Genomic DNA, 19969 nt, shown 5'->3' with positions numbered 1-19969 from the left:
ACGACTACTTGTGGTAGGGGTGCCCGGACAGGACCGTCCAGGCGCGGTAGATCTGCTCGCCGACCAGGATCCGCACCAGCGGGTGCGGCAGGGTCAGCGGCGACAGCGACCAGCGCTGTTCGCTACGCGCGCAGACCTCCGGCGCCAGGCCTTCCGGCCCGCCGACCATGAGGTTGACGGTGCGCGCGTCCAGGCGCCAGCGGTCGAGTTCCTGCGCCAGCTGGGGGGTGCTCCAGGGCTTGCCTTCGACTTCCAGGGTGACGATGCGTTCCCCAGGCTGGACCTTGCTCAGCATGGCCTCGCCTTCCTGGCGGATCAGCCGTGCCACGTCGGCATTCTTGCCGCGCGTGTTCAACGGGATTTCCACCAGCTCCAGGGACAGCTCCGAGGGCAGGCGCTTGACGTACTCCGCCCAGCCCTCTTCCACCCAGCGCGGCATGCGCGAGCCGACCGCGATCAGACGCAGACGCACGACAGGCTTACTCGGCGCTGTGCTGGGCGCGGCTCTGCTCGGCGCCCTGCCACAGGCGCTCGAGGTCGTAGAACTGGCGGGTGGCCGGCTGCATGACGTGGACCACGACGTTGGCGAGGTCGATCAGGACCCACTCACCGCCTTCCTGGCCTTCGCTGCCGATCGGGCGCACGCCCTGTTCCTTGACCTTCTCCAGGACGTTGTCGGCCAGCGACTTGACCTGACGGCTGGAGGCGCCGGTGGCGATCACCATGGTGTCGGTGATGCTGGTCTTCTCGCGCACGTCGATGACGACGATGTCTTGCGCCTTGAGATCTTCCAGGGCAGCGATGGTCAGTTCGACCAGTTGTTCGGTTTGCATGTATGACTCTCTAGCTTGATCAGTGGGGCGCCTGGTACAGGCCGTGCGCCTCGATATAGTTCAATACCGCGTCCGGCACCAGGTAGCGCACCGAGCGCCCCTGCGACAGGAGTTGGCGGATCTGGGTGGCGGATACTGCCAGCGGCGTCTGCCAGACGAAGGTGATCTGCCCGGCGGGGCCGGACATCGCCTTCGGGTCGGCAACACTGCGCGCCGCCAGCAGGTCGCGCAGGTCTTCCGGCGGCTCGCTGTCGGCATCCGGGCGCTGCAGCACGACGATATGACAGTGCTCCAGCAACTCTTCCCAGCGATGCCAGGCCGGCAGGCCGCAGAATGCGTCCCAGCCGACCAGCAGGAACAACTGGTCCTGCTCATCCAGCTCCCCACGCAGCGACTCCAGGGTGTCGATGGTGTAGGAGGGTTTGTCGCGCTTCAGCTCGCGGTCATCGACCACCAGCGGGGTCACCCCGGCTACCGCCAGTTCGACCATCGCCAGCCGCTGCTCCGGTTTCACCTGGGGGGTGTCGCGGTGCGGCGGGCGGAAGTTGGGGATCAGGCGCAACTCGTCGAAGTCGAACTGCTCGACCATCTCCACCGCACTGCGCAGGTGGCCGATGTGCACCGGATCGAAGGTGCCGCCGAACAGACCGATCCGCCGGGAACGCGCCTTGTTCATCAGGTCCGCACGTGTCCGTCGCCGAACACTACGTATTTCTCGCTGGTCAGGCCTTCCAGGCCGACCGGGCCGCGGGCGTGCAGCTTGTCGGTGGAAATGCCGATCTCGGCGCCCAGACCGTACTCGAAGCCATCGGCGAAGCGGGTCGAGGCGTTGACCATGACCGAGGCCGAGTCCACTTCGGTGAGGAAGCGGCGGGCGTCGGTGAAGTTCTCGGTGACGATCGCGTCGGTGTGCTGCGAGCCGTAGGTGTTGATGTGCTCGATGGCGGCAGCGAGGCCGTCGACGATACGGATCGACAGGATCGGTGCGTTGTACTCGGTGCGCCAGTCTTCCTCGGTGGCTTCCAGCACATCGGCGCCCAGCAGCGCGCGGGTGGCGGCATCGCCGCGCAGCTCCACGCCCTTGTCGCGGTAGATGGCGGCCAGCGGCGGCAGCACGCGGTCAGCGATGCCGGCGTGAACCAGCAGCGTCTCCATGGCGTTGCACGGGGCGTAGCGATGGGTCTTGGCGTTGTCGGCGACGCGGATGGCCTTGTCGAGGTCGGCGGCGACGTCGATGTAGACGTGGCAGATGCCGTCCAGGTGCTTGATCACCGGGACCTTGGCGTCACGGCTGATGCGCTCGATCAGGCCCTTGCCGCCGCGCGGGACGATGACGTCGACGAACTCGGGCATGGTGATCAGCGCGCCGACGGCGGCGCGGTCGGTGGTTTCCACCACCTGCACGACGCTGGCCGGCAGGCCAGCTGCGGCCAGGCCGGTCTGGATGCACGCGGCAATCGCCTGGTTGGAGTGGATCGCCTCGGAGCCACCGCGCAGGATGGTCGCGTTGCCCGACTTCAGGCACAGGCTGGCGGCGTCGATGGTCACGTTCGGACGGGATTCGTAGATGATCCCGACCACGCCCAGGGGCACGCGCATCTTGCCCAGCTGGATGCCGGATGGCACGTAGCGCATGTCGCGGATCTCGCCGATCGGGTCGGGCAGCGTAGCGACCTGGCGCAGGCCTTCGATCATGTCGTCGATGCGCGCCGGGGTCAGGGCCAGGCGGTCGAGCATGGCTGGCTCCAGACCGTTGGCACGGCCGTTGGCCAGATCCTGTTCGTTGGCTTCGGTCAGCTGGGCGCGAGCGGCGTCCAGGGCATCGGCTGCAGCCAGCAGGGCCTTGTTCTTCTGCGCGGTCGTGGCGCGCGCGATGACGCGCGACGCTTCACGGGCGGCGCGGCCCAGGCGGCTCATATAGTCGAGAACGGACTCGGTCATGATCAAACGCGTCTGCGTGAGGGAAATGCGCAAGTATAGCGGGAGCGCGCCTCCAGCGGCCAGCCACAGCAGCCGGCCGGTCAGCGACGCGCTTCGCGTAACGCTCCAGCCCGCAATCCCCCGTCCGCCGGTGACAGTCGCCGCTCCCCGCCCCTGTTTGCCGCCCGAAGGTTGGGTGAACAAATTCGTATCGGCTGGTTACCTTGCCCGGGGGCCGTTGCCACTTTCCTTGGCCATGAATAAAGGGCAACGGACCACGCGGCTTATTGCCCCCGCAGTACTCGCGTTGCCAGGGAGCCACGCCAGGGAAGAACAACAAGAGGCGGCCACCGCCGGAGAACTGCCATGCGCTATCGCACCGATTACAGCGCCCAGTCCCTGACCGCCGCCCCGGCGGTGCTGGAACTGGACGGTTGGCAACTGCACTACCAGGCCTTTTCCTCCAGGGAAGATGATCCACGCCCGCCCGTCTTGCTGCTGGGCGGCGCATTCCAGAGCTTCCGCTCGTTCGCCAGCGAGGTCTCCGAGCTGCTCGCCGGGCACCCGGTGATCCTGCTCGACCTGCCCAGCCAGGGCGGCAACCTGCAACTGGCGCCGCAGCTGAGCCTGGAGGACCTGGCTGACCTGATAGCTGCCTTTGCCGAAACCCTGCAGCTGCCGCCGCTGATGCCCATCGGGCTGTCCTACGGCTCGGCCCTGGCCGCGCTGTTCGCCGCCCGCCACCCGGCGCGCTGCGGGCGCCTGCTGCTGGCCGGCATCACCGCCTTCGGCCGCCCCGGCGCCCGCGCCCTGCTGGTGGAAGCCCTGGCGCGCCTGGAACTGGGCGAGCAGACGCCTTTCGCCCATGGCGTACTGACCGGGCTGATCAACCCGCTGCGGCTGGCCGATACCGGCGTATCCCCGGTGTTCCGCAAGGCCCTGCTGCGCCAGCTGCAACGCCTGACTCCAGCGGAAATCGAGCGCTACCGGCAGAACAGCCAGCGCCTGCTGGCCTTCGGCGGCTTCGACCGCCACCCGCAGTGCCCGACCCTGGTGCTGGCTGGCGAATACGACCACTTCACCCAGCCGTGGGAACACGCCGAATTCGCCCACGCCTGCGCCGACGCCGAGTTCGCGCTGATCCACAACGCCGACCATCTGGCCCAGTTCGAACGCCGCGACGCCTGCGCGCGGCTGTACAACCCGTTCCTCCTTGGCGAACCGCTGCCGCGCAGCGCCGCCGGCAGCACGCGCTTCCAGCGCCAGCAACTGCTGCACCTGGAGCGTCGCTTCGAACCACGCCTGGCACCAGCGGACACCCGCGCCATGTTGCGCAACGAAGAAGGCGGCGAATGGCGCTGCGAGCTGGCGGAGCTGGGGTATTTCGGCGGACTGATCCGCGTCGAGCTGCCGACCGAGCGTCCGTCGCGCGGCTGGAAGCTGGCCGCCGCCGGCCTGCCGGAACTGGATATCCTGCCGCTGCGCTACAGCGGCGACGGCCTGGCCTTCATCTTCGCCCACGGCGACCCGCAGGCCAGCGCGGCGCTGGCGGCGATGGTGGTGCCGATGCAGCAGGGGGCTTGTGCGGCTTGAGCGCGTGATCGGCGAATCCTGCGCTCTGTCGCATTCCCTCTCCCTAACCCTCTCCCTGAAGGGCGAGGGGGCCGTTCGGCGCGAGATGAAACTGCAGCGTCAGCCGGCACGGACAGCTCCCTCTCCCTTCGGAGCGGGGCGCGCAGCCAGGGCGGGAGGAGAGGGAAGCCCCAGCACCCTCACCACGCATTGGCACGAAGCCCGACTGTTCGCGAGCAAGCTCGCTCCTACAAAAAGCAGCTCCGGCGTATCCGCTGACCTGTAGGAGCGAGGGGGACGCCATCGTTATTGCTCGCGAACCGCCCAACTCGGGAGCTAAACCCGCGCCTCGATCACCCGCACCAGGCTCGGCATCCGCCCCCTGGGCAAGCCCAGCCCCGCGCCATCCACCTGCGGATCGAGCACCCCTACCCGGCCGAACCCGCAGTCGACAAACGCCTGCTCGATCTCCTCGGCACTGCGGTAATGCAGCGGATAACCACCACGGGTAAGCCGGCCGATCAGCCCGACGCCCCAGCGGATCTGGCGGTAGCGCGGGTGCTCGCGCAGGTCGGGATAGAGTTCGGTCAGGTAGGTCGCCTCCGGGAACACCCGCAGGCCCGCCGCCAGCCGGCGCCAGAAGCCCTCGATGACCGGGCGCTGGAAGTAATTCACCAGCCCCTCGGTGATCACCGCCACCGGGCGATCCGGGTCCAGTTCGGAAAGCAGCGCCGCCAGGCTCTGCTCGCCCTGCTCTGCGAGGATATCCACAGCCCGCACGCGGTGCTTGCCGTCCAGCCAGCCCTGCTCCTGCAGCAGCGCCGACTTGCGCGCAGCCATCGGCGGCAGGTCGGCTTCGAGGTAGGTCAGCTGGGGATAGCGCTCACGGAAGCGCCGGCCACGGGGCGAAAGCCCGCAGGCGATCTCCACCACCTGGGTAACACCGCGCGATTCGATGGCCTGGGTCAGCCGGGCATCGATCAGCAGGTGGCGTTGTAACAGGAAGTCTTCGATATTCAGGCCGAAGCCGATCCGCGCGCCCCAGTTGATTGGCGCCACGCAGCCGTGCACCCAGCGGCCGAGCGTGGTGGCGAAGGCCGGATCAGCCAGCTGGTGGCGGTACCAGACGTAACCGGTGTAGTGCGCGCTGGGGGTGATGTGGGCGCTGTCGGCCCGGATCCGTTCAGCCATGCTTAAGAATCTTGTTGTTATGATTCCCCAGCCTAAGACCGGCCCGAGAAGCACGACAATCCGATGCCCGCCGAACCCAACCTAAGTTTGCCCTGGCCCGACGCCCGTCCCCTGCCCGACGCCTTCTTCAACCGCGACGCCCTGACCGTCGCCCGCGAGCTGCTAGGCAAGGTGATCCGTCACCGGGTCGGCGACCTCTGGCTATCCGCACGAATCATCGAGACCGAAGCCTATTACCTCGCCGAGAAAGGCAGCCACGCCTCGCTGGGCTATACCGAGAAACGCAAGGCGCTGTTCCTCGATGGCGGGCACATCTACATGTATTACGCGCGCGGCGGCGACTCGCTGAACTTCAGCGCCGGCGGGCCGGGCAACGCGGTGCTGATCAAGTCCGGCCACCCCTGGCTCGACCGCATCTCCGGTGACGCCGCCCTGGCCTGCATGCGCCAGCTCAACCCCGCCGCCGACGGCAGCGAACGTCCACTGGGCAAGCTGTGCTCCGGCCAGACCCTGCTCTGCCGCTCGCTCGGCCTGAAAGTGCCGGACTGGGACGCCCGGCGCTTCGACCCGCAGCGGCTGTTCGTCGACGACCTCGACGAGCAGCCCTCGCTGGTCATCCAGGCCGCGCGCCTGGGCATTCCCCACGGCCGCGACGAACACCTGCAATACCGCTTCGTCGATGCCGCCTTCGCCAGCTTCTGCACGCGCAACCCACTGCGCCGCGGGCAGGTCGAAGGCCATGACTACCACCTGCTCGGAACCCAGGACGCCACCTTCCGATGATCGATCTCGCCGCCTTCAACACCTGGATGGCCACCCATCCGCAATGGCTCGCCCTGACCCTCTTCCTGGTCGCCTTCCTCGAATGCGCCGCCGTGGTCGGGATCCTCCTGCCCGGTGTGGTGATGCTCTTCGCCATCGCCGTGCTGGCCGGCAGCGGCGCCCTGGGCCTGGGGGAAACCCTGGCGCTGGCATTCTTCGGCGGCCTGCTGGGCGACCTGTCGTCGTACTGGATCGGCCGCCACTTCCACCAGGACATCCGCCGCCTGCCGGTGCTGCGCCACCATCCGGAATGGATGGCCAGTGCCGAGGGCTTCTTCCACCGCTACGGCGTCGCCAGCCTGCTGGTGGGCCGCTTCATCGGCGCGCTGCGGCCGTTCCTGCCGATGGTCGCCGGCATGCTCGACATGCCTTTCGGGCGCTTCCTGGCGGTCTCCATCGTCGCTGCTGCCGGCTGGTCGATTGCCTACCTGGTGCCCGGCTGGGCCACCGGTGCGGCCATGCGCCTGCCACTGCCGGAAGGCTTCTGGCCCGAGGCCGGGGTAGTTGCTGCCTGTGTCGCCGCCGTGTTCGCGCTGATCATCCACGCCGAGCTGCGCAAGGAACGCAACGCCGCGCTGATCGGCGCCGTCGGCTGCTTTGCCCTGTTGATCGCCATGCTGATCGGCTGGCCGCACCTCGACGCCCTGGACAAGGGCCTGATGGCTCTGGTGCAGGAGCACCGCCAGGGCTGGCTGAACGATGTGATGGTAGCCGTGACCCGCATCGGTGACTTCCGCACCCAGTTCATCGCCGGCGCCCTGCTGGCCGTGCTGCTGGCGGCGTTGCGACTGTGGCGCCACGCCTTCTTCGCCGCCGGCACCATGGTCGGTACCGCGCTGCTGAACAACACACTCAAGCACCTGTTCAGCCGCGCGCGCCCGGAAGTGATCGCCGACCCGCTGTCCGCCTTCAGCATGCCCAGCGGCCACAGCTCGGCGTCCTTCGCCTTCTTCCTGGTGCTTGGCGTACTGGCCAGCCGCGAGAAATCCCCGCGCGTACGGCTGACCTGGATGCTGCTGGCGGTGATCCCCGCCGCCAGCATCGCCATGTCCCGCGTGTACCTGGGTGCCCACTGGCCCAGCGACATCATCGCCGGCGCCCTGCTCGGCGCGTCGGTGTGTGCTGCCAGCCTGTGGATAAGCCAGCGCCGCAGCGAACTGCCGGCCCTGGCGCCGCGCATCTGGTGGAGCCTGCTGCCGACCGCCATGGTGCTGCTGGCCGTAGCCAGCGCCTGGGGCCTGTCGGCGGCGATCCACCGCTACACGCCGCTCTGACGCGGCATCAGGCCCAGGGGCGCTCGCGCATCAGCTCGGCGCAGCGCAACTGGACGAACTCGCGCAGCTGGGTCACCGCCCGGCTGAGCTGGGCGCGGTGGGTGCAGAACAGGTTCATCGGCGTGGCTTCACCCAGGTAGTCCGTCAGCGCCACTTCCAGCCTGCCGGCGCGCACGTCGGCCGCGACGTCCAGCCAGGACTTGTAGACCAGCCCCTGCCCTGCCACGGCCCAGCGCCGCACCACGTCTGCGTCGTCGCAGAGGCGGTCGCCGCGCACCGTCACCACGTGCTGCTTGCGGCTGTCACTGAAGCTCCAGCGTTCATGGGCGCGCCCGCCCAGCATGTAGAGCAGGCAATTGTGCTTTTGCAGCTCGTCCGGGTGCGTCGGCCTGCCGTGGCGGGCGAAGTATTCCGGCGCGGCGCAGAGCACGCGGCGGTTGTCCGGGGCCAACGGCAGCGCCACCAGGTTCGAATCACCCGGCTGGCCGAGACGGAAGGCCACATCCACCGGCTGCCGGTAGAGATCGGCCTGGCGGTCGCTGATCAGCAGGCGCAGGTTCATCCGTGGGTGCAGCGACTGGAACTCGTCGAGCCAGGGCAGCAGCACGTTGCGGCCGAAGTCCGAAGGTGCGGAGACCTGGAAGTTGCCGGCAATCTCGCTCTTGCCACCGGCCAGCAGCTGGCGGCCGTCGTCCAGGCTCTGCAAGGCGGCGCGGGCATGGGCCAGGTACAGCTCGCCCTCGGCGGTCAGCCGCAGGCTGCGGGTGGAGCGGGCGAACAGGCGCACATCCAGCTCGCTTTCCAGACGTTTGAGCGCCGCACTGGCCACCGCCGGCGACAGTTCCAGTTCGCGGGCGGCGGCCGAGAGGCTGCCACGCTCGGCGGTGCGAACGAAGATCTGCAGGTCGTCGAAACGCAGCATTTTCAAAAATCCTTTGAAAGAGACTCTCTACTTACGCGGTTTTTCTTCCTGGCGAAAGAGAGCAGCATGCCCTCACCTTCCCCGCCCTACTGGAGATACCCGGATGAGCCTGACCCTGATCGCCATCATTCGCGCCAAGCCCGGCCGCGCCGACAGCCTGCAGGAGCGCCTGCACGGCATGCTCGCGCCGTCCCGCGCCGAAGCCGGCTGCCTGCAGTACGACCTGCATCGCGACATCAAGGACGCCGAGCTGATCTACATGATCGAGCAGTGGCGCGATGAGGAAGCCCTGGCCGAGCACGAGGCCAGCCCGCATTTCCAGGCCTTCGTGAAGGCTGCCCAAGCTGACCTGGCGGAACTCGATATCCGCCTGATGAACCGAATTGATTAAGGAAATCCCATGAAAGCCATCGGCTACACCCAGAGCCTGCCCAGCAGCGACGCCAACTCCCTGCTCGACATCCAGCTGCCCGAGCCCACGCCCGGCCCGCGCGACCTGCTGGTGGAAGTGCGTGCCATCTCCGTCAACCCGGTCGACACCAAGGTGCGCCAGCGCGCCCAGCCCGCCGAAGGCCAGCACAAGGTGCTCGGCTGGGACGCCGCCGGCGTGGTCCGCGCGGTGGGCAGCGAAGTCAGCCTGTTCAAGCCGGGCGACAAGGTCTGGTACGCCGGTGACCTGACCCGCCCCGGCAGCAACGCCGAGCTGCAACTGGTGGACGAGCGCATCGTCGGGCCGATGCCGCAGAGCCTGGACTTCGCCAACGCCGCCGCGCTGCCGCTGACCACCATCACCGCCTGGGAACTGCTGTTCGACCGCCTGCAGGTGGCCGAGGGCAAGGCCAGCGCCGGGCAGAGCCTGCTGATCGTCGGCGCCGCCGGCGGTGTCGGCTCGATCCTCACCCAGCTGGCGCGCCAGCTCACCGGCATGACCGTGATCGGCACCGCCTCGCGCCCGGAAACCCAGGAGTGGGTACGCAAGCTCGGCGCGCACCATGTGATCGACCACCGCCAGCCGCTGAGTGAAGAGCTCAAGCGCATTGGCATCTCCGAGGTCACCCACGTGGCCAGCCTCAACCAGACCGAGGAGCACCTCGCCGAGATCGTCGCCAGCCTGCGTCCGCAGGGCCGCCTGGCGCTGATCGACGACCCGCTGAACCTCGACGTGCGCCTGCTCAAGCAGAAGAGCCTGTCGCTGCACTGGGAGTTCATGTACACCCGCTCGATGTTCCAGACCGACGACATGATCGAGCAGCACAAGCTGCTGCAGCGCGTGGCCGGGCTGATCGACAGCGGCGTACTGAAGACCACCCTGGGCGAGCACTTCGGCAGGATCGACGCCGCCAACCTGCGCCGTGCCCACGCGCTGCTGGAAAGCAACACGGCCAAGGGCAAGATCGTGCTGGAAGGCTTCTGAGCCGCCGCCTCGTAGGGCGCATAACCCGGCACGGGTTATCCGCCGCCGCCGCGGCGGATAACGCCTTAGGCGTTATCCGCCCTACAGGGTGGCGTCAGGGGAAGCACCTGGGCACGGCTGTTCGCGAGCAAGCTCGCTCCTACAGTCTGCCGGGCGCACCGGAGTGGCTTTTGGTAGGAGCGAGCTTGCTCGCGAACCCCGGCCAGCTCAGTCGCCAGCCTTGGCCCCGGCCAGCAACCGGCAGAGCTTCCCGGTAGCTGCGAGCATCGCAAAGCTCGGCTTCTCCAGATTTCGATCCGGCACCACCCACAACTGCCCAAGCCGCGTAGCGCTGAGCTGCTGCATGCCGCTCCAGCTGCGCAGTTGGTCTTCGCTGGCTGCCAGGATCACCTGCGGATCGCGCGCCAGCACGGCCTCCTGGCCAACCTGCGGCGCCGGCAGGTCGAGATCGGCGAACAGGTTCACGCCGCCGCAGACGTCCAGCGCTTCGCTGATGATCTGCCGCCCACCGACGGTATACAGCGGGCGATCCCAGACCTGATAGAACACCTTGAGCGGCTGCTCGCGGCGATACTGCGCCCGCAGCTGCGCCATGCCCGTATCGAAGTTTTCCGCCAGTTCACGGCCCTTCTCCGCTTGCCCCAGGCGCTCGCCCAGTTCACGGAACTGCCGGGAGATGTCCTCCAGACGGTGCGGATCGGTCACATAAACCGGAATGCCCACGGCCTTCAGGCGCTGCAATTGCGCGTCCGGCACGGCACCGGGCCAAACCAGCAGCAGGTCGGGCCGCAGGGCCAGAATCTGTTCGAGGTTGACCTGTCCGTAATGACCGACGGACGGCAGGCCTTCCAGCGGCTTCGGGCGCGGGCCGCCATCGAGCACGCCCACCAGCCGGTCGGCAGCGCCCAGTTCGAGGACCATGTCGGTTAGCGAAGGCGCAAGACTGACCACCCGCTCCGCTGCGGCGACGGGCAGACCGGCAAGCAGCAGAAGCAGGCAGAGGAAGCGGCGCATCAGGCCAGTTGGCGCGGCAGGCGATACAGCCAGAGGATGACCAGGCTGGCGAAGCCCAGCAGCAGGATCGGCACGCCATGCAGGTCAACCAGCACCGCCAGGGCGCCGATCCAGGCCGGCAGGCTGCCGACCAGCGCACCGCGGCGCTGCGCTGCGCCCAGGGCCTGCCAGGCGGCGGGCTCATCCGCGCTGTCGCGGGCCTTGCCGGTGGCAATCAGCGCGTGCTTGTAGCGGCGGAACAGCGGCAGGGTGAGGAACATCGACAGCAGGCCGACGACGAACACCGGCGTGGCCAGCGATTCCGGCCAGGGCGCATCACCCACCAGCGCCAGCATCAGGTGCTGCGGCGCCAGCGCGAGGGCCAGCAGCAGCCACCAGAGCAGATTCAGCCGGCGCCGGGCAGCGGCGCGATTCACGAAGCAGATGCCTCGGCCTCGGCTTCGCCCTGGTGCATGTTGCCCAGCATGTGGCCGAGCTTGCCGGCCTTGGTCTGCAGGTAACGCTTGTTGTGCGGGTTCAGACCCTTCTGCAGCGGCACGCGCTCGGCGACGGTCAGGCCGTAGCTTTCCAGCGCCTTCACCTTGCGCGGGTTGTTGGTCATCAGCTTCAGCGAGCAGACACCCAGGTGCTGCAGCATCGGCAGGCACATGGCGTAGTCGCGCTGGTCGGCGCCAAAGCCCAGGGCCAGGTTGGCCTCCACGGTATCCGCGCCTTCATCCTGCAGGGCGTAGGCGCGAATCTTGTTGAGCAGGCCGATGCCACGGCCTTCCTGGCGCAGGTACAGGAGCACGCCGCGACCTTCCTTGGCGATGGCCGAGAGCGCGCCTTCGAGCTGGAAGCCGCAGTCGCAGCGCAGGCTGAACAGCGCATCGCCCGTGAGGCATTCGGAATGCAGACGCCCGAGCGCCGGCAGGCCGTCGTCGAGCTTGCCCATGGTCAGGGCGACGTGTTCCTTGCCGGTTTCCTCGTCGAGGAAGCCATGCATGGTGAATTCGCCGAAGGGGGTGGGCAGCTTGGAGGCGGCGACGAAAACGACAGACACCGGAAACTCCTGAAAGATTTATCTATGGAAGGAGGACCGGGATTGTAACAGCTGCGCCGGCCGCACCGTCATTGCGAATTCTGCAAGATAAGCATCGATGCGGTTGATAGAAGTCACGGGGAGTGCAGGCTGGCGGCTCAGTGCTTGGCCTGGATGTACATCATGCCCTGGTCCTCGCGCCAGCCGACGCGATTGAGGTAGCTCATGCCGAGAAGAATTTCGGTAGGGAAGTCGCCTTCCAGGACGATGCCCTCGACGCCCAGCACCTCGACGCCACCGAGCTTGACGCTGTTGAGCGTGACCCGCCAACCCTTGGCCGTGCCGCTGGCGGTGGAAGCCATCATCGGCGTGCCGCCGACCCGGTAGTCGATGCCCAGGCGGCGGGCCTGGCCTTCGTTCATCGCCACGGTGGTAGCGCCGGTGTCGACCAGGAACTGCGCGTTCTGGTTGTTGATGCTGCCGGCCACCCAGTAATGGCCGCCGGTGCCGCGGGCGATGCTCATTTCCGTGCGGGCCGAGGGCGCGGCATAGCCACCGCTGCTGTACTCGCGACTCAGCTCGTAGGTCTGCTCGACGCCGCCGACTCGCAGCACCGCCTTGTGGCTGTCAGCACTGACCACCTGCACGCCTTCCGGGCCGGTCTGGCCGACCTTCACCAGCTTGCGCTGGCCGTCGATGTTGAGCACCGCAGCGCCAGGGAACAGCCCGACCACCTGCACCTGCGGCGCTGCCATGGCAGCAGAGGCGCACAAGCTCAGGCTCAGAAGCACGGACAGGCGCAGCATCGGGTCACTCCTTGGGCGGCAGCAGCGGTTTCAACGGGGCGTAGGGCCAGTGCCAGCGGGCGAAGATGCGCTCCAGCTCGCCGGAGCGGTAGAGCATCTGCATGCGCGCGTCATAGATCCGCGCCAGGGCGCGGCCATGTTCGCTGTTGGCGAAGCCAAGATACAGGGGAATCGAGCCGACATCGGTGATGCGGTAGACGCTGGCGTCGACGCCCTTGGCCTCGATCATTTCCTCCAGCTCCGGACGCGCGTCGATGAAGTAGTCGATGCGGTGACCGTCGAGCATCGGCAGCGCCGAACTGCGCCGCTGCAGCTCGTTGCGCTGCTTGAGGTGATCCAGGTAGCGGTCGAAGGCGTAGCCGCGCATCCAGGCCAGGCGGTAGCCGTCGAGGGCGGCCAGGGTCGGCGCGGGCGAGGTCTTCAGGCCCAGTGCGCCGATGGGATCGACGTCGTAGGGCCAGCGGGGATAGACGATGTTGTCGATTTCATTGCGGTAGGAGCCGACCCAGGCGTCGGCTTCGCCGCGCTGCACCAGGCCGACCGAGCGCACATAGGGCTCGCTGCGCAGACTCAGGCGCACGCCTTCGGGCTCGTAGATGGCCCGCAGCAGGTCCCAGGCCAGGCCGCGGCCGTCGGCCTGCGTGTAGTTGACCCAGACTTCGCTGGCGACGCGGATTTCGCTGGGCTTTTCAGCGGGCTTGTCGGCAGGCTTTTCAGCAGCGAAGGCCGTTAGACCCCACACGCAACAGAGCAGGCACAGCAGTCGGCGCATCGATCTTCCTCAGATCAGCCAGTGGGCCCAACCCCATGTCAGGCCCTGCATGACCAGCCAGGCGAACACCCCGGCCAGCACGTCGTCGAGCATGATGCCGACGCCGCCATGGACGTTGCGGTCGATCCAGCTGATCGGCCAGGGCTTGGAGATGTCGACGATGCGGAACACCACGAAACCGACCAGCAGCCACCACCAGCCTTCCGGCACCAGCCAGAGGGTGATCCACATGCCGACCATCTCGTCCCAGACGATCCCTTCGTGGTCATGGACCCGCAGGTCGTCGGCGACCTTGCCGCACAGCCAGAAGCCGAACAGCATGGTGACGCCCAGCATCAGCCAGTAACCCCAGTCCGGCAGCATCTGCCAGAGTGGTATGAAGGGTAGCGCAACCAGCGAACCCCAGGTGCCCGGCGCCTTGGGCAGGGTGCCCGAGCCGAAGCCGAAGGCCAGAAAGTGCCAGGGGTTGCTCCATACCGAATGGGGTACGGGTTGGGCCGGGGCCTGGTTGGGGTGTTCTGTCACGGTCACTCCATGAAATGCAGGTAGCCGCCCTGACGCGGCGTGATGTCGGCGCCGGCGCCATCGAGCACGCGCACGCCGCAGCCAGCTTCCACCCTACCGACCACGCACAGTTGCGGCCAGTTCGCCGAAAGTACCGGCAGGTGCTCGGGTGGCAGGGTAAAGGCCAGGACGTAATCATCGCCCGCGCCCAGTTTCAGTTGCTGCGCGCGCTCGGCACCGAGCAAGGCTTCCAGGGCGGGACTGGCGGGCAGCCTGTCGGCCTCGACGACGAGCGCCACGCCTGAGGCGCGGGCGATGTGCCCGCAGTCGGCGAGCAGCCCGTCGGAGATATCCAGCGCCGCACTGGCCTTGCCGCGCAGCGCCTGGCCGAAGTCCAACTGCGGCTGCGGCGACCAGTAGCGCGCCAGCAGCGGCTCGGCGACGGCCGGCTCGGCAGTCATTTCGCCCAGCACCAGCGGCAGCGCCCCGCCCGCCTCGCCCAGCGGGCCACCGACGCAGAGCAGGTCGCCCGGTCGCGCACCGGCGCGGGTCAGCGCTTGCCCGGCGGGCACGCCGCCGAACACGGTAACGGTCATCGCCAGTGGGCCACGGGTGGTATCGCCGCCGATCAGCGCCAGCGCGCATTCCTGCGCCTTCTGGTTCAGGCCACGGGCGAAGCCTTCCAGCCAGGCCGGATCGGCTTCGGGCAGGGTCAGGGCGAGGGTGAAACCGATAGGCGCGGCACCCATGGCTGCCAGGTCGCTGGCGGACACCGCCAGGGCGCGCTGGCCGAGCAGGAAGGGATCGCAGGCGGCGGGGAAATGCACGCCGACAACCAGGGTATCGGTGGAGATCGCCAGCTGTTCGCCGGCTTTGGGCGCCAGCAGTGCACAGTCGTCGCCGATCCCCAATGCCACTGCCTCGCCGCCGGCCGCACAGGCGGCCGAGGCGAAGTAGCGACGGATCAGCTCGAACTCACCCATGCCTCAGCGCTTGGCGCCACGCAGTTCGGCGGCGCGCAGGCGCGGAGCGAGCTTGTCCAGCACGCCGTTGACGAACTTGTGTCCGTCGGTGGCGCCGAAGGTCTTGGCCAGCTCGATACCTTCGTTGATGACGACCTTGTACGGCACGTCCAGGCGGTTGCGCAGCTCGTAGGTGGCCAGGCGCAGAATGGCCAGCTCCACCGGATCGACCTCTTCCAGCGCGCGGTCCAGGCAGGGAGTGAACTCCTCGTCCAGATCGGTCTTCAGACGCGGTACGCCGTGCAGGATCTCGTGGAAGTAGGCGCCGTCGACATCGCTGAAATCGTTCTCGGTGCGGAAGCTCGCCTCGATCTCGTTGAGCGGCTGGCCGGCCATCTGCCAGGAATACAGGGCCTGCACCGCGAGGCTGCGGGCCTTGCGACGCATGGCGATCTTGTTCGGCTTGGCGGGCTTGGCCGGGGTGTTGTTGCCGTCCTGGGTGCTCACTTGGCCTCCAGCTGCGACAGCAGGCTCACCATTTCCAGGGCGGACAGGGCAGCTTCGGCGCCTTTGTTGCCGGCCTTGGTGCCGGAGCGCTCGATGGCTTGTTCGATGGAGTCGACGGTCAGCACGCCGAAGGCAACCGGCACGCCGAACTGCAGGGAAACCTGTGCCAGACCCTTGGTGCACTCACCCGCCACATATTCGAAGTGCGGGGTGCCGCCACGGATCACCGCGCCGAGGGCGATGATGGCGTCGAACTCACCGCGCTGGGCGACTTTCTGCGCTACCAGCGGGATTTCGAAGGCGCCCGGAGCGCGGATCACGGTGATGTCGCTCTGGGCAACGCCGTGGCGTACCAGCGCGTCAACGGCGCCTTCCACCAGGCTTTCCACCACGAAGCTGTTGAAGCGGCCAACCACCAGGGCAAAGCGGCCTTTGGGGGCGATGAAGGTACCTTCGATGGTCTTCAGGGTCATGGACAAGTCTCACTGTTAAAGAGCCGGAGCGTCACAGTGGCGCTCCGCAAATAGGGTAGAAGAACGGCACCGCCGTGCCAGGGCACGGCGGCGAGGTTCATTCAGCGGGCAGGTATTCTACAACTTCCAGGTCGAAACCGGATATCGCGTTGAAGCGCATCGGTGCCGACATCAGGCGCATCTTGCGTACGCCCAGGTCGCGCAGGATCTGCGAACCGGCACCCACGGTGCTGTAGGTGGTGGTCGGCTTCTGTGCCGGCGCCGGGGCGTTGGTGATCTCGCGCACATGCGCCAGCAGGTCGTCGCCGCCGACCTGATGGCCCAGCAGCAGGACCACGCCAGTGCCGGCCTCGGCCACCTTGGCCATGGCCGCGCGCAGGCTCCAGCGGCCCGCCTGGTTGACCATCAGCAGGTCGCGCAGCGGGTCGGGGTTGTGCACGCGCACCAGGGTCGGCTCTTCCGGGCAGACGTTGCCCAGGGTCAGCGCCAGGTGCACGTCGCCTTCCACGGAGTCGCGGTAGGTGATCAGGTTGAACTGGCCCAGTTCGGTATCCAGCGGCTGCTCGGCGAGGCGCTCGACGGTGCGCTCGTGGATCAGGCGGTAGTGGATCAGGTCGGCGATGGTGCCGATCTTGATGCCGTGCTGCTGGGCGAACTCTTCCAGTTCCGGACGACGGGCCATGGTGCCGTCGTCGTTCATGATCTCGCAGATCACCCCGGACGGCTCGAAGCCGGCCATGCGCGCCAGGTCACAGGCCGCTTCGGTATGGCCGGCGCGAGCCAGTACGCCGCCGGGCTGGGACATCAGCGGGAAGATGTGACCGGGGCTGACGATGTCGGCAGCGACGGCGTTCTTCGCCGCGGCGGCCTGCACGGTGCGGGCGCGGTCAGCGGCGGAGATGCCGGTGGTGACGCCTTCGGCGGCCTCGATGGAGACGGTGAACTTGGTGCCGAAGCCGGAACCGTTGCGCTGCACCATCAGCGGGATGCCGAGGCGCTCGCAGCGCTCGCGGGTCATCGGCATGCAGATCAGGCCGCGGGCGAAGCGGGCCATGAAGTTGATGTCTTCGGTGCGGACACACTCGGAGGCGATGATCAGGTCGCCTTCGTTCTCGCGGTCCTCGTCATCCATGAGGATGACCATCTTGCCCTGACGCATGTCGTCGAGCAGTTCTTCAATGCTGTTGAGTGCCATACGGGGAAGAGCCTTATCAGTGTTTCATGAAGCCGTTGTCGGCCAGGAATGCTTCGGTGATGCCGCCAGCGCCGGCCGCGGGGTCCGCCGCCTTGTCGCCGAGCAGCAGACGCTCCAGGTAGCGCGCCAGCAGGTCGACTTCGAGGTTGACCAGGCGACCACCGCGGTAGTCCGCCATGATCGTCTCCTGCACGGTGTGCGGGACGATGGTCAGCTCGAACTCGGCGCCGTTGACCGCGTTCACCGTCAGGCTGGTGCCGTCCACGGTGATCGAGCCCTTGAGCGCGATGTACTTGGCCAGCTCGCGCGGGGCGCGCACGGTGAACTGGATGGCGCGGGCGTTTTCCTCACGCTTGACGATCTCGCCGACGCCGTCGACATGGCCGCTGACCAGATGGCCGCCCAGGCGGGTGGTCGGGGTCAGGGCTTTTTCCAGGTTCACCCGGCTGCCGATCTTGAGCTGGGCGAAGGCGGTGCGCGCCAGGGTCTCGCGGCTGACGTCGGCCCAGAAGCCGTCGCCGGGCAGTTCCACCGCGGTCAGGCAGATGCCGTTGACGGCGATGCTGTCGCCGAGCTTGACGTCGGCAAGGTCGAGCTTGCCGGTCTTCACGTACAGACGTACGTCACCGCCTTTCGGAGTGATGGCGGCGATAGTGCCGATGGATTCGATTATGCCGGTGAACATGGGGCCTCCCGCACGGCGAAGGCCGCTGGCCGGGTAGGCCGCGTAGCCAACTGGGAAAGATGATGCATGTGGCGAACTCCTGTTTTGGTTAAAAAACAGGGCGTATCGATCGAAGGGATTTCACGGACGCGCGCAGGCACGCCCCGATGGCTCATCCCGTTCTCTCTTCATCCGGACTATGACCGTCGGCCCCGGAATCACACCGGGTCTGCTGACCCTGACCATCCGGCGAACCGGTCTGGACAGGCGCTCGCGGGCTAGACGCATTGCGCGCCATTACCGCCGGTGGGGACTTGCACCCCGCCCTGAGAACGTCAATCGCGGTCGTTACAGCGTCGACCGCGTGTGGCGTTTTACCACAGGCCGGCGCAACTCGGAAGCTTCCTATTGATCGCTCCGCGCCCGCCGGCAGGCACAAAACGCCAGCGCCAGCGCGCCATCACAGCGGTCTGGCGGTGACCAGCCAGTCGTCTCCGACCGCGCGGATGTCGACGATCTTCAGTTCGCGGGATTCGCTCATGCGCTCCAGCGGCAGCTCCAGCAACGGGCGCGCGGAGGAGCCGAGCAGCTTGGGCGCCATGAAGATGCTGTATTCGTCCACCAGCCCGAGGCGGGCGAAGGCGCCGGCCAGGCGCGGGCCGGCTTCCACCAGCACTTCGTTGACGCCACGGCGGCCGAGTTCGGTCAGCAGCGCCATCAGGTCGACCTGGCCGTCGAGGCCGGCAAGGTTGAGCAATTCGTGGCCGACCACGGCGTAGTTCGGGTCGTCCTGGGTGCTCACCACCAGCGCAGCGCCGGCCTGGAAGAAGGTGGCGGTCAGCGGCACGCGCAGGCGGCCGTCGATCAGCACGCGCAGCGGCTGGCGCTGCGAGGCCAGCTCGGTCTGTTCGGCATCCAGGCCCAGCTCGTCCGCGCGCACGGTCAAGCGGGCGTCATCGGTCAGCACGGTATCGGCGCCGGAAAGCACCACGCTGGACTGCGCGCGCAGGCGCTGCACGGCGCTGCGCGCGGCCGGGCCGGTGATCCACTGGCTTTCGCCGCTGGCCATGGCGGTGCGGCCGTCCAGGCTCATCGCCAGCTTCACGCGGACGAACGGCAGGCCAGTTTCCATGCGCTTGAGGAAGCCGACGTTCAGCGCGCGGGCTTCGTTCTCCAGCACGCCGGAGCGTATTTCGATGCCAGCTTCAGCGATGCGCTTCATCCCGCTACCGGCAACCTGCGGGTTCGGGTCCTGCATGGCCGCGACCACGCGGGCGAGGCCAGCGCCGATCAGCGCATCGGCGCAGGGCGGCGTGCGGCCGAAGTGGCTGCAGGGTTCCAGGGTGACGTAGGCGGTGGCGCCACGGGCCTTGTCACCGGCCTGGCGCAGGGCGTGGACTTCCGCGTGAGGCTCGCCGGCGCGCACGTGCCAGCCTTCGCCGACCACCTCGCCATCACGGACGATGACGCAGCCGACGCGGGGGTTGGGATGGGTGCTGTACCAGCCCTTGCGCGCCAGTTCGATGGCGCGGGCCATCCACAGCTCGTCCACGCCGCTCATTCCTTCGCCGGCTCGCGGGCCAGGCGCTCGATTTCCTCGCGGAATTCGTTGAGGTCCTGGAAGCGGCGGTAGACCGAGGCGAAGCGGATATAGGCGACTTCATCGAGCTTCTGCAGCTCGGCCATCACCAGCTCACCGAGCACCCGCGACTTGATCTCGCGCTCGCCGGTGGCGCGCAGCTTGTGCTTGATGTGCGCCATGGCTTCCTCCAGCCGCTCGATGCTCACCGGGCGCTTCTCCAGCGCGCGCTGCATGCCGGCGCGCAGCTTGTCCTCGTCGAAGGGCTGGCGGCTGCCGTCCTGCTTGATCAGCCGCGGCATGACCAGCTCGGCGGTCTCGAAGGTGGTGAAACGCTCGCCGCAGGCCAGGCACTCACGGCGCCGGCGGACCTGGTCGCCCTCGGCGACCAGGCGCGAATCGATGACTTTGGTGTCGTGGGCGCCGCAGAAAGGACAGTGCATGGCGAGTCTTGGGCAGTCTTGTCGGAAGAAAGGGTAAGAGGCTTATGGTAGCGCATCGACTGGCCGAAGAAACCCCGCTCC

24 protein-coding genes and 1 riboswitch are annotated in these 19969 nt (G+C 67.7%); of the genes, 5 read left to right on the top strand and 19 right to left on the bottom strand.

The features are described 5' to 3' along the window. Nucleotides 1–4: 4 nt before the first annotated feature. The 4 genes from rlmH to QO207_RS06000 are packed head-to-tail and all read right to left on the bottom strand — an operon-like array spanning nt 5 to nt 2774. Nucleotides 5–472, bottom strand: coding sequence for a 23S rRNA (pseudouridine(1915)-N(3))-methyltransferase RlmH (gene rlmH, locus QO207_RS06015; protein WP_015475414.1), 468 nt, complete (start codon nt 470–472; stop codon nt 5–7). Nucleotides 473–479: 7 nt separating this feature from the next. Beyond that, nucleotides 480–833, bottom strand: coding sequence for a ribosome silencing factor (gene rsfS / locus QO207_RS06010; RefSeq protein WP_301531598.1), 354 nt, complete (start codon nt 831–833; stop codon nt 480–482). 19 nt (nt 834–852) lie between these two features. Continuing rightward, nucleotides 853–1509, bottom strand: a complete 657-nt coding sequence (gene nadD / locus QO207_RS06005) for a nicotinate-nucleotide adenylyltransferase (protein ID WP_301531597.1) — start codon at nt 1507–1509, stop codon at nt 853–855. Beyond that, the gene (locus tag QO207_RS06000; protein WP_301531596.1) at nt 1509–2774 is read right to left on the bottom strand and encodes a glutamate-5-semialdehyde dehydrogenase; all 1266 of its coding nucleotides are present in this window, start codon (nt 2772–2774) and stop codon (nt 1509–1511) included. The genes nadD and QO207_RS06000 overlap by 1 nt, the downstream gene beginning before the upstream one ends. 345 nt (nt 2775–3119) lie before the next feature. Between QO207_RS06000 and QO207_RS05995 the strand changes: the two genes are divergently transcribed. Continuing rightward, nucleotides 3120–4346 carry an alpha/beta fold hydrolase gene (locus QO207_RS05995; RefSeq protein ID WP_301531595.1) on the top strand — a complete coding sequence of 409 codons (1227 nt, stop codon included), beginning with the start codon at nt 3120–3122 and terminating at the stop codon, nt 4344–4346. 315 nt (nt 4347–4661) lie between these two features. On the opposite strand, the gene QO207_RS05990 is transcribed toward QO207_RS05995, so the two are convergent. Next, entirely contained in the window at nt 4662–5516 is an 855-nt protein-coding gene (locus QO207_RS05990) for a class I SAM-dependent methyltransferase (protein WP_301531594.1), read from the bottom strand. A gap of 63 nt (nt 5517–5579) precedes the next feature. Here QO207_RS05990 and QO207_RS05985 point away from each other — a divergent pair, with 63 nt between their 5' ends. Together QO207_RS05985 and QO207_RS05980 are read left to right on the top strand one after the other, a co-directional pair. After that, on the top strand, nt 5580–6299 hold the full coding sequence (locus QO207_RS05985) for a DNA-3-methyladenine glycosylase (RefSeq protein ID WP_301531593.1): 720 nt from the start codon (nt 5580–5582) through the stop codon (nt 6297–6299). Further along, nucleotides 6296–7612, top strand: coding sequence for a bifunctional DedA family/phosphatase PAP2 family protein (locus QO207_RS05980; RefSeq protein ID WP_301531592.1), 1317 nt, complete (start codon nt 6296–6298; stop codon nt 7610–7612). The genes QO207_RS05985 and QO207_RS05980 overlap by 4 nt, the downstream gene beginning before the upstream one ends. 7 nt (nt 7613–7619) lie before the next feature. Here the strand turns inward: QO207_RS05980 and QO207_RS05975 are convergent, their stop codons facing one another. Further along, entirely contained in the window at nt 7620–8534 is a 915-nt protein-coding gene (locus QO207_RS05975; RefSeq protein ID WP_301531591.1) for a LysR family transcriptional regulator, read from the bottom strand. 103 nt (nt 8535–8637) lie between these two features. Here QO207_RS05975 and QO207_RS05970 point away from each other — a divergent pair, with 103 nt between their 5' ends. Both QO207_RS05970 and QO207_RS05965 read left to right on the top strand, forming a co-directional pair. Next, nucleotides 8638–8925 (top strand): putative quinol monooxygenase, encoded by a 288-nt coding sequence (locus QO207_RS05970; protein ID WP_184594089.1) that lies wholly within the window; start codon nt 8638–8640, stop codon nt 8923–8925. A 9-nt stretch (nt 8926–8934) separates the two neighbouring features. Then, nucleotides 8935–9948: a zinc-binding alcohol dehydrogenase family protein gene (locus QO207_RS05965; protein WP_301531590.1), complete on the top strand. Its 1014-nt coding sequence runs from the start codon at nt 8935–8937 to the stop codon at nt 9946–9948. A 207-nt stretch (nt 9949–10155) separates the two neighbouring features. Here the strand turns inward: QO207_RS05965 and QO207_RS05960 are convergent, their stop codons facing one another. The 13 genes from QO207_RS05960 to nrdR form a co-directional block, all read right to left on the bottom strand. Continuing rightward, nucleotides 10156–10962, bottom strand: a complete 807-nt coding sequence (locus QO207_RS05960; protein WP_301531589.1) for a cobalamin-binding protein — start codon at nt 10960–10962, stop codon at nt 10156–10158. Next, a complete protein-coding gene (locus QO207_RS05955; protein ID WP_301531588.1) occupies nt 10962–11378 on the bottom strand; it encodes an MFS transporter in 417 nt (138 codons plus the stop codon). The genes QO207_RS05960 and QO207_RS05955 overlap by 1 nt, the downstream gene beginning before the upstream one ends. Beyond that, complete coding sequence (gene ribA, locus QO207_RS05950; protein WP_301531587.1) at nt 11375–12004, bottom strand: GTP cyclohydrolase II; 630 nt, start codon at nt 12002–12004, stop codon at nt 11375–11377. Before ribA ends, QO207_RS05955 begins: the two co-directional genes overlap by 4 nt. Before the next feature lie 137 nt (nt 12005–12141). After that, nucleotides 12142–12789, bottom strand: a complete 648-nt coding sequence (locus tag QO207_RS05945) for a TIGR02281 family clan AA aspartic protease (RefSeq protein ID WP_301531586.1) — start codon at nt 12787–12789, stop codon at nt 12142–12144. A gap of 4 nt (nt 12790–12793) precedes the next feature. Beyond that, a complete protein-coding gene (locus QO207_RS05940; protein ID WP_301531585.1) occupies nt 12794–13561 on the bottom strand; it encodes an ABC transporter substrate-binding protein in 768 nt (255 codons plus the stop codon). 9 nt (nt 13562–13570) lie between these two features. Next, a complete protein-coding gene (locus QO207_RS05935; RefSeq protein WP_081517128.1) occupies nt 13571–14086 on the bottom strand; it encodes a phosphatidylglycerophosphatase A in 516 nt (171 codons plus the stop codon). Between the two features lie 2 nt (nt 14087–14088). Continuing rightward, on the bottom strand, nt 14089–15048 hold the full coding sequence (thiL, locus tag QO207_RS05930) for a thiamine-phosphate kinase (protein ID WP_301531584.1): 960 nt from the start codon (nt 15046–15048) through the stop codon (nt 14089–14091). A gap of 3 nt (nt 15049–15051) precedes the next feature. Beyond that, nucleotides 15052–15534, bottom strand: a complete 483-nt coding sequence (nusB, locus tag QO207_RS05925) for a transcription antitermination factor NusB (protein ID WP_152220013.1) — start codon at nt 15532–15534, stop codon at nt 15052–15054. Then, nucleotides 15531–16007 (bottom strand): 6,7-dimethyl-8-ribityllumazine synthase, encoded by a 477-nt coding sequence (gene ribE, locus QO207_RS05920; RefSeq protein WP_138216901.1) that lies wholly within the window; start codon nt 16005–16007, stop codon nt 15531–15533. Before ribE ends, nusB begins: the two co-directional genes overlap by 4 nt. Before the next feature lie 97 nt (nt 16008–16104). Further along, on the bottom strand, nt 16105–17202 hold the full coding sequence (gene ribBA / locus QO207_RS05915) for a bifunctional 3,4-dihydroxy-2-butanone-4-phosphate synthase/GTP cyclohydrolase II (RefSeq protein WP_301531583.1): 1098 nt from the start codon (nt 17200–17202) through the stop codon (nt 16105–16107). Between the two features lie 16 nt (nt 17203–17218). Further along, the gene (locus QO207_RS05910; RefSeq protein ID WP_301531582.1) at nt 17219–17887 is read right to left on the bottom strand and encodes a riboflavin synthase; all 669 of its coding nucleotides are present in this window, start codon (nt 17885–17887) and stop codon (nt 17219–17221) included. Nucleotides 17888–18041: 154 nt separating this feature from the next. Further along, nucleotides 18042–18204: riboswitch (FMN riboswitch) on the bottom strand. Nucleotides 18205–18326: 122 nt separating this feature from the next. Beyond that, nucleotides 18327–19427 (bottom strand): bifunctional diaminohydroxyphosphoribosylaminopyrimidine deaminase/5-amino-6-(5-phosphoribosylamino)uracil reductase RibD, encoded by a 1101-nt coding sequence (gene ribD / locus QO207_RS05905; RefSeq protein ID WP_301531581.1) that lies wholly within the window; start codon nt 19425–19427, stop codon nt 18327–18329. Then, nucleotides 19424–19888, bottom strand: coding sequence for a transcriptional regulator NrdR (gene nrdR / locus QO207_RS05900; protein ID WP_169888447.1), 465 nt, complete (start codon nt 19886–19888; stop codon nt 19424–19426). Before nrdR ends, ribD begins: the two co-directional genes overlap by 4 nt. Between the last annotated feature and the right edge of the window lie 81 nt (nt 19889–19969).

Origin of the sequence: Pseudomonas sp. CAN1 (assembly GCF_030462585.1) — a bacterium.
Lineage (GTDB): Bacteria > Pseudomonadota > Gammaproteobacteria > Pseudomonadales > Pseudomonadaceae > Pseudomonas.
The sequence above is the reverse complement of the archived record's forward strand: the minus strand, read 5'-3'. Positions and strand labels throughout refer to the sequence as shown.

What these genes read in the sequence shown, in the direction of transcription:
- rsfS (WP_301531598.1), bottom strand. Translation starts at nt 833, where the DNA reads ATGCAAACCGAACAACTGGTCGAACTGACCATCGCTGCCCTGGAAGAT.
- nadD (WP_301531597.1), bottom strand. Translation starts at nt 1,509, where the DNA reads ATGAACAAGGCGCGTTCCCGGCGGATCGGTCTGTTCGGCGGCACCTTC.
- QO207_RS06000 (WP_301531596.1), bottom strand. Translation starts at nt 2,774, where the DNA reads ATGACCGAGTCCGTTCTCGACTATATGAGCCGCCTGGGCCGCGCCGCC.
- QO207_RS05995 (WP_301531595.1), top strand. Translation starts at nt 3,120, where the DNA reads ATGCGCTATCGCACCGATTACAGCGCCCAGTCCCTGACCGCCGCCCCG.
- QO207_RS05990 (WP_301531594.1), bottom strand. Translation starts at nt 5,516, where the DNA reads ATGGCTGAACGGATCCGGGCCGACAGCGCCCACATCACCCCCAGCGCG.
- QO207_RS05985 (WP_301531593.1), top strand. Translation starts at nt 5,580, where the DNA reads ATGCCCGCCGAACCCAACCTAAGTTTGCCCTGGCCCGACGCCCGTCCC.
- QO207_RS05980 (WP_301531592.1), top strand. Translation starts at nt 6,296, where the DNA reads ATGATCGATCTCGCCGCCTTCAACACCTGGATGGCCACCCATCCGCAA.
- QO207_RS05975 (WP_301531591.1), bottom strand. Translation starts at nt 8,534, where the DNA reads ATGCTGCGTTTCGACGACCTGCAGATCTTCGTTCGCACCGCCGAGCGT.
- QO207_RS05970 (WP_184594089.1), top strand. Translation starts at nt 8,638, where the DNA reads ATGAGCCTGACCCTGATCGCCATCATTCGCGCCAAGCCCGGCCGCGCC.
- QO207_RS05965 (WP_301531590.1), top strand. Translation starts at nt 8,935, where the DNA reads ATGAAAGCCATCGGCTACACCCAGAGCCTGCCCAGCAGCGACGCCAAC.
- QO207_RS05960 (WP_301531589.1), bottom strand. Translation starts at nt 10,962, where the DNA reads ATGCGCCGCTTCCTCTGCCTGCTTCTGCTGCTTGCCGGTCTGCCCGTC.
- QO207_RS05945 (WP_301531586.1), bottom strand. Translation starts at nt 12,789, where the DNA reads ATGCTGCGCCTGTCCGTGCTTCTGAGCCTGAGCTTGTGCGCCTCTGCT.
- QO207_RS05940 (WP_301531585.1), bottom strand. Translation starts at nt 13,561, where the DNA reads ATGCGCCGACTGCTGTGCCTGCTCTGTTGCGTGTGGGGTCTAACGGCC.
- thiL (WP_301531584.1), bottom strand. Translation starts at nt 15,048, where the DNA reads ATGGGTGAGTTCGAGCTGATCCGTCGCTACTTCGCCTCGGCCGCCTGT.
- ribE (WP_138216901.1), bottom strand. Translation starts at nt 16,007, where the DNA reads ATGACCCTGAAGACCATCGAAGGTACCTTCATCGCCCCCAAAGGCCGC.
- ribBA (WP_301531583.1), bottom strand. Translation starts at nt 17,202, where the DNA reads ATGGCACTCAACAGCATTGAAGAACTGCTCGACGACATGCGTCAGGGC.
- QO207_RS05910 (WP_301531582.1), bottom strand. Translation starts at nt 17,887, where the DNA reads ATGTTCACCGGCATAATCGAATCCATCGGCACTATCGCCGCCATCACT.
- ribD (WP_301531581.1), bottom strand. Translation starts at nt 19,427, where the DNA reads ATGAGCGGCGTGGACGAGCTGTGGATGGCCCGCGCCATCGAACTGGCG.
- nrdR (WP_169888447.1), bottom strand. Translation starts at nt 19,888, where the DNA reads ATGCACTGTCCTTTCTGCGGCGCCCACGACACCAAAGTCATCGATTCG.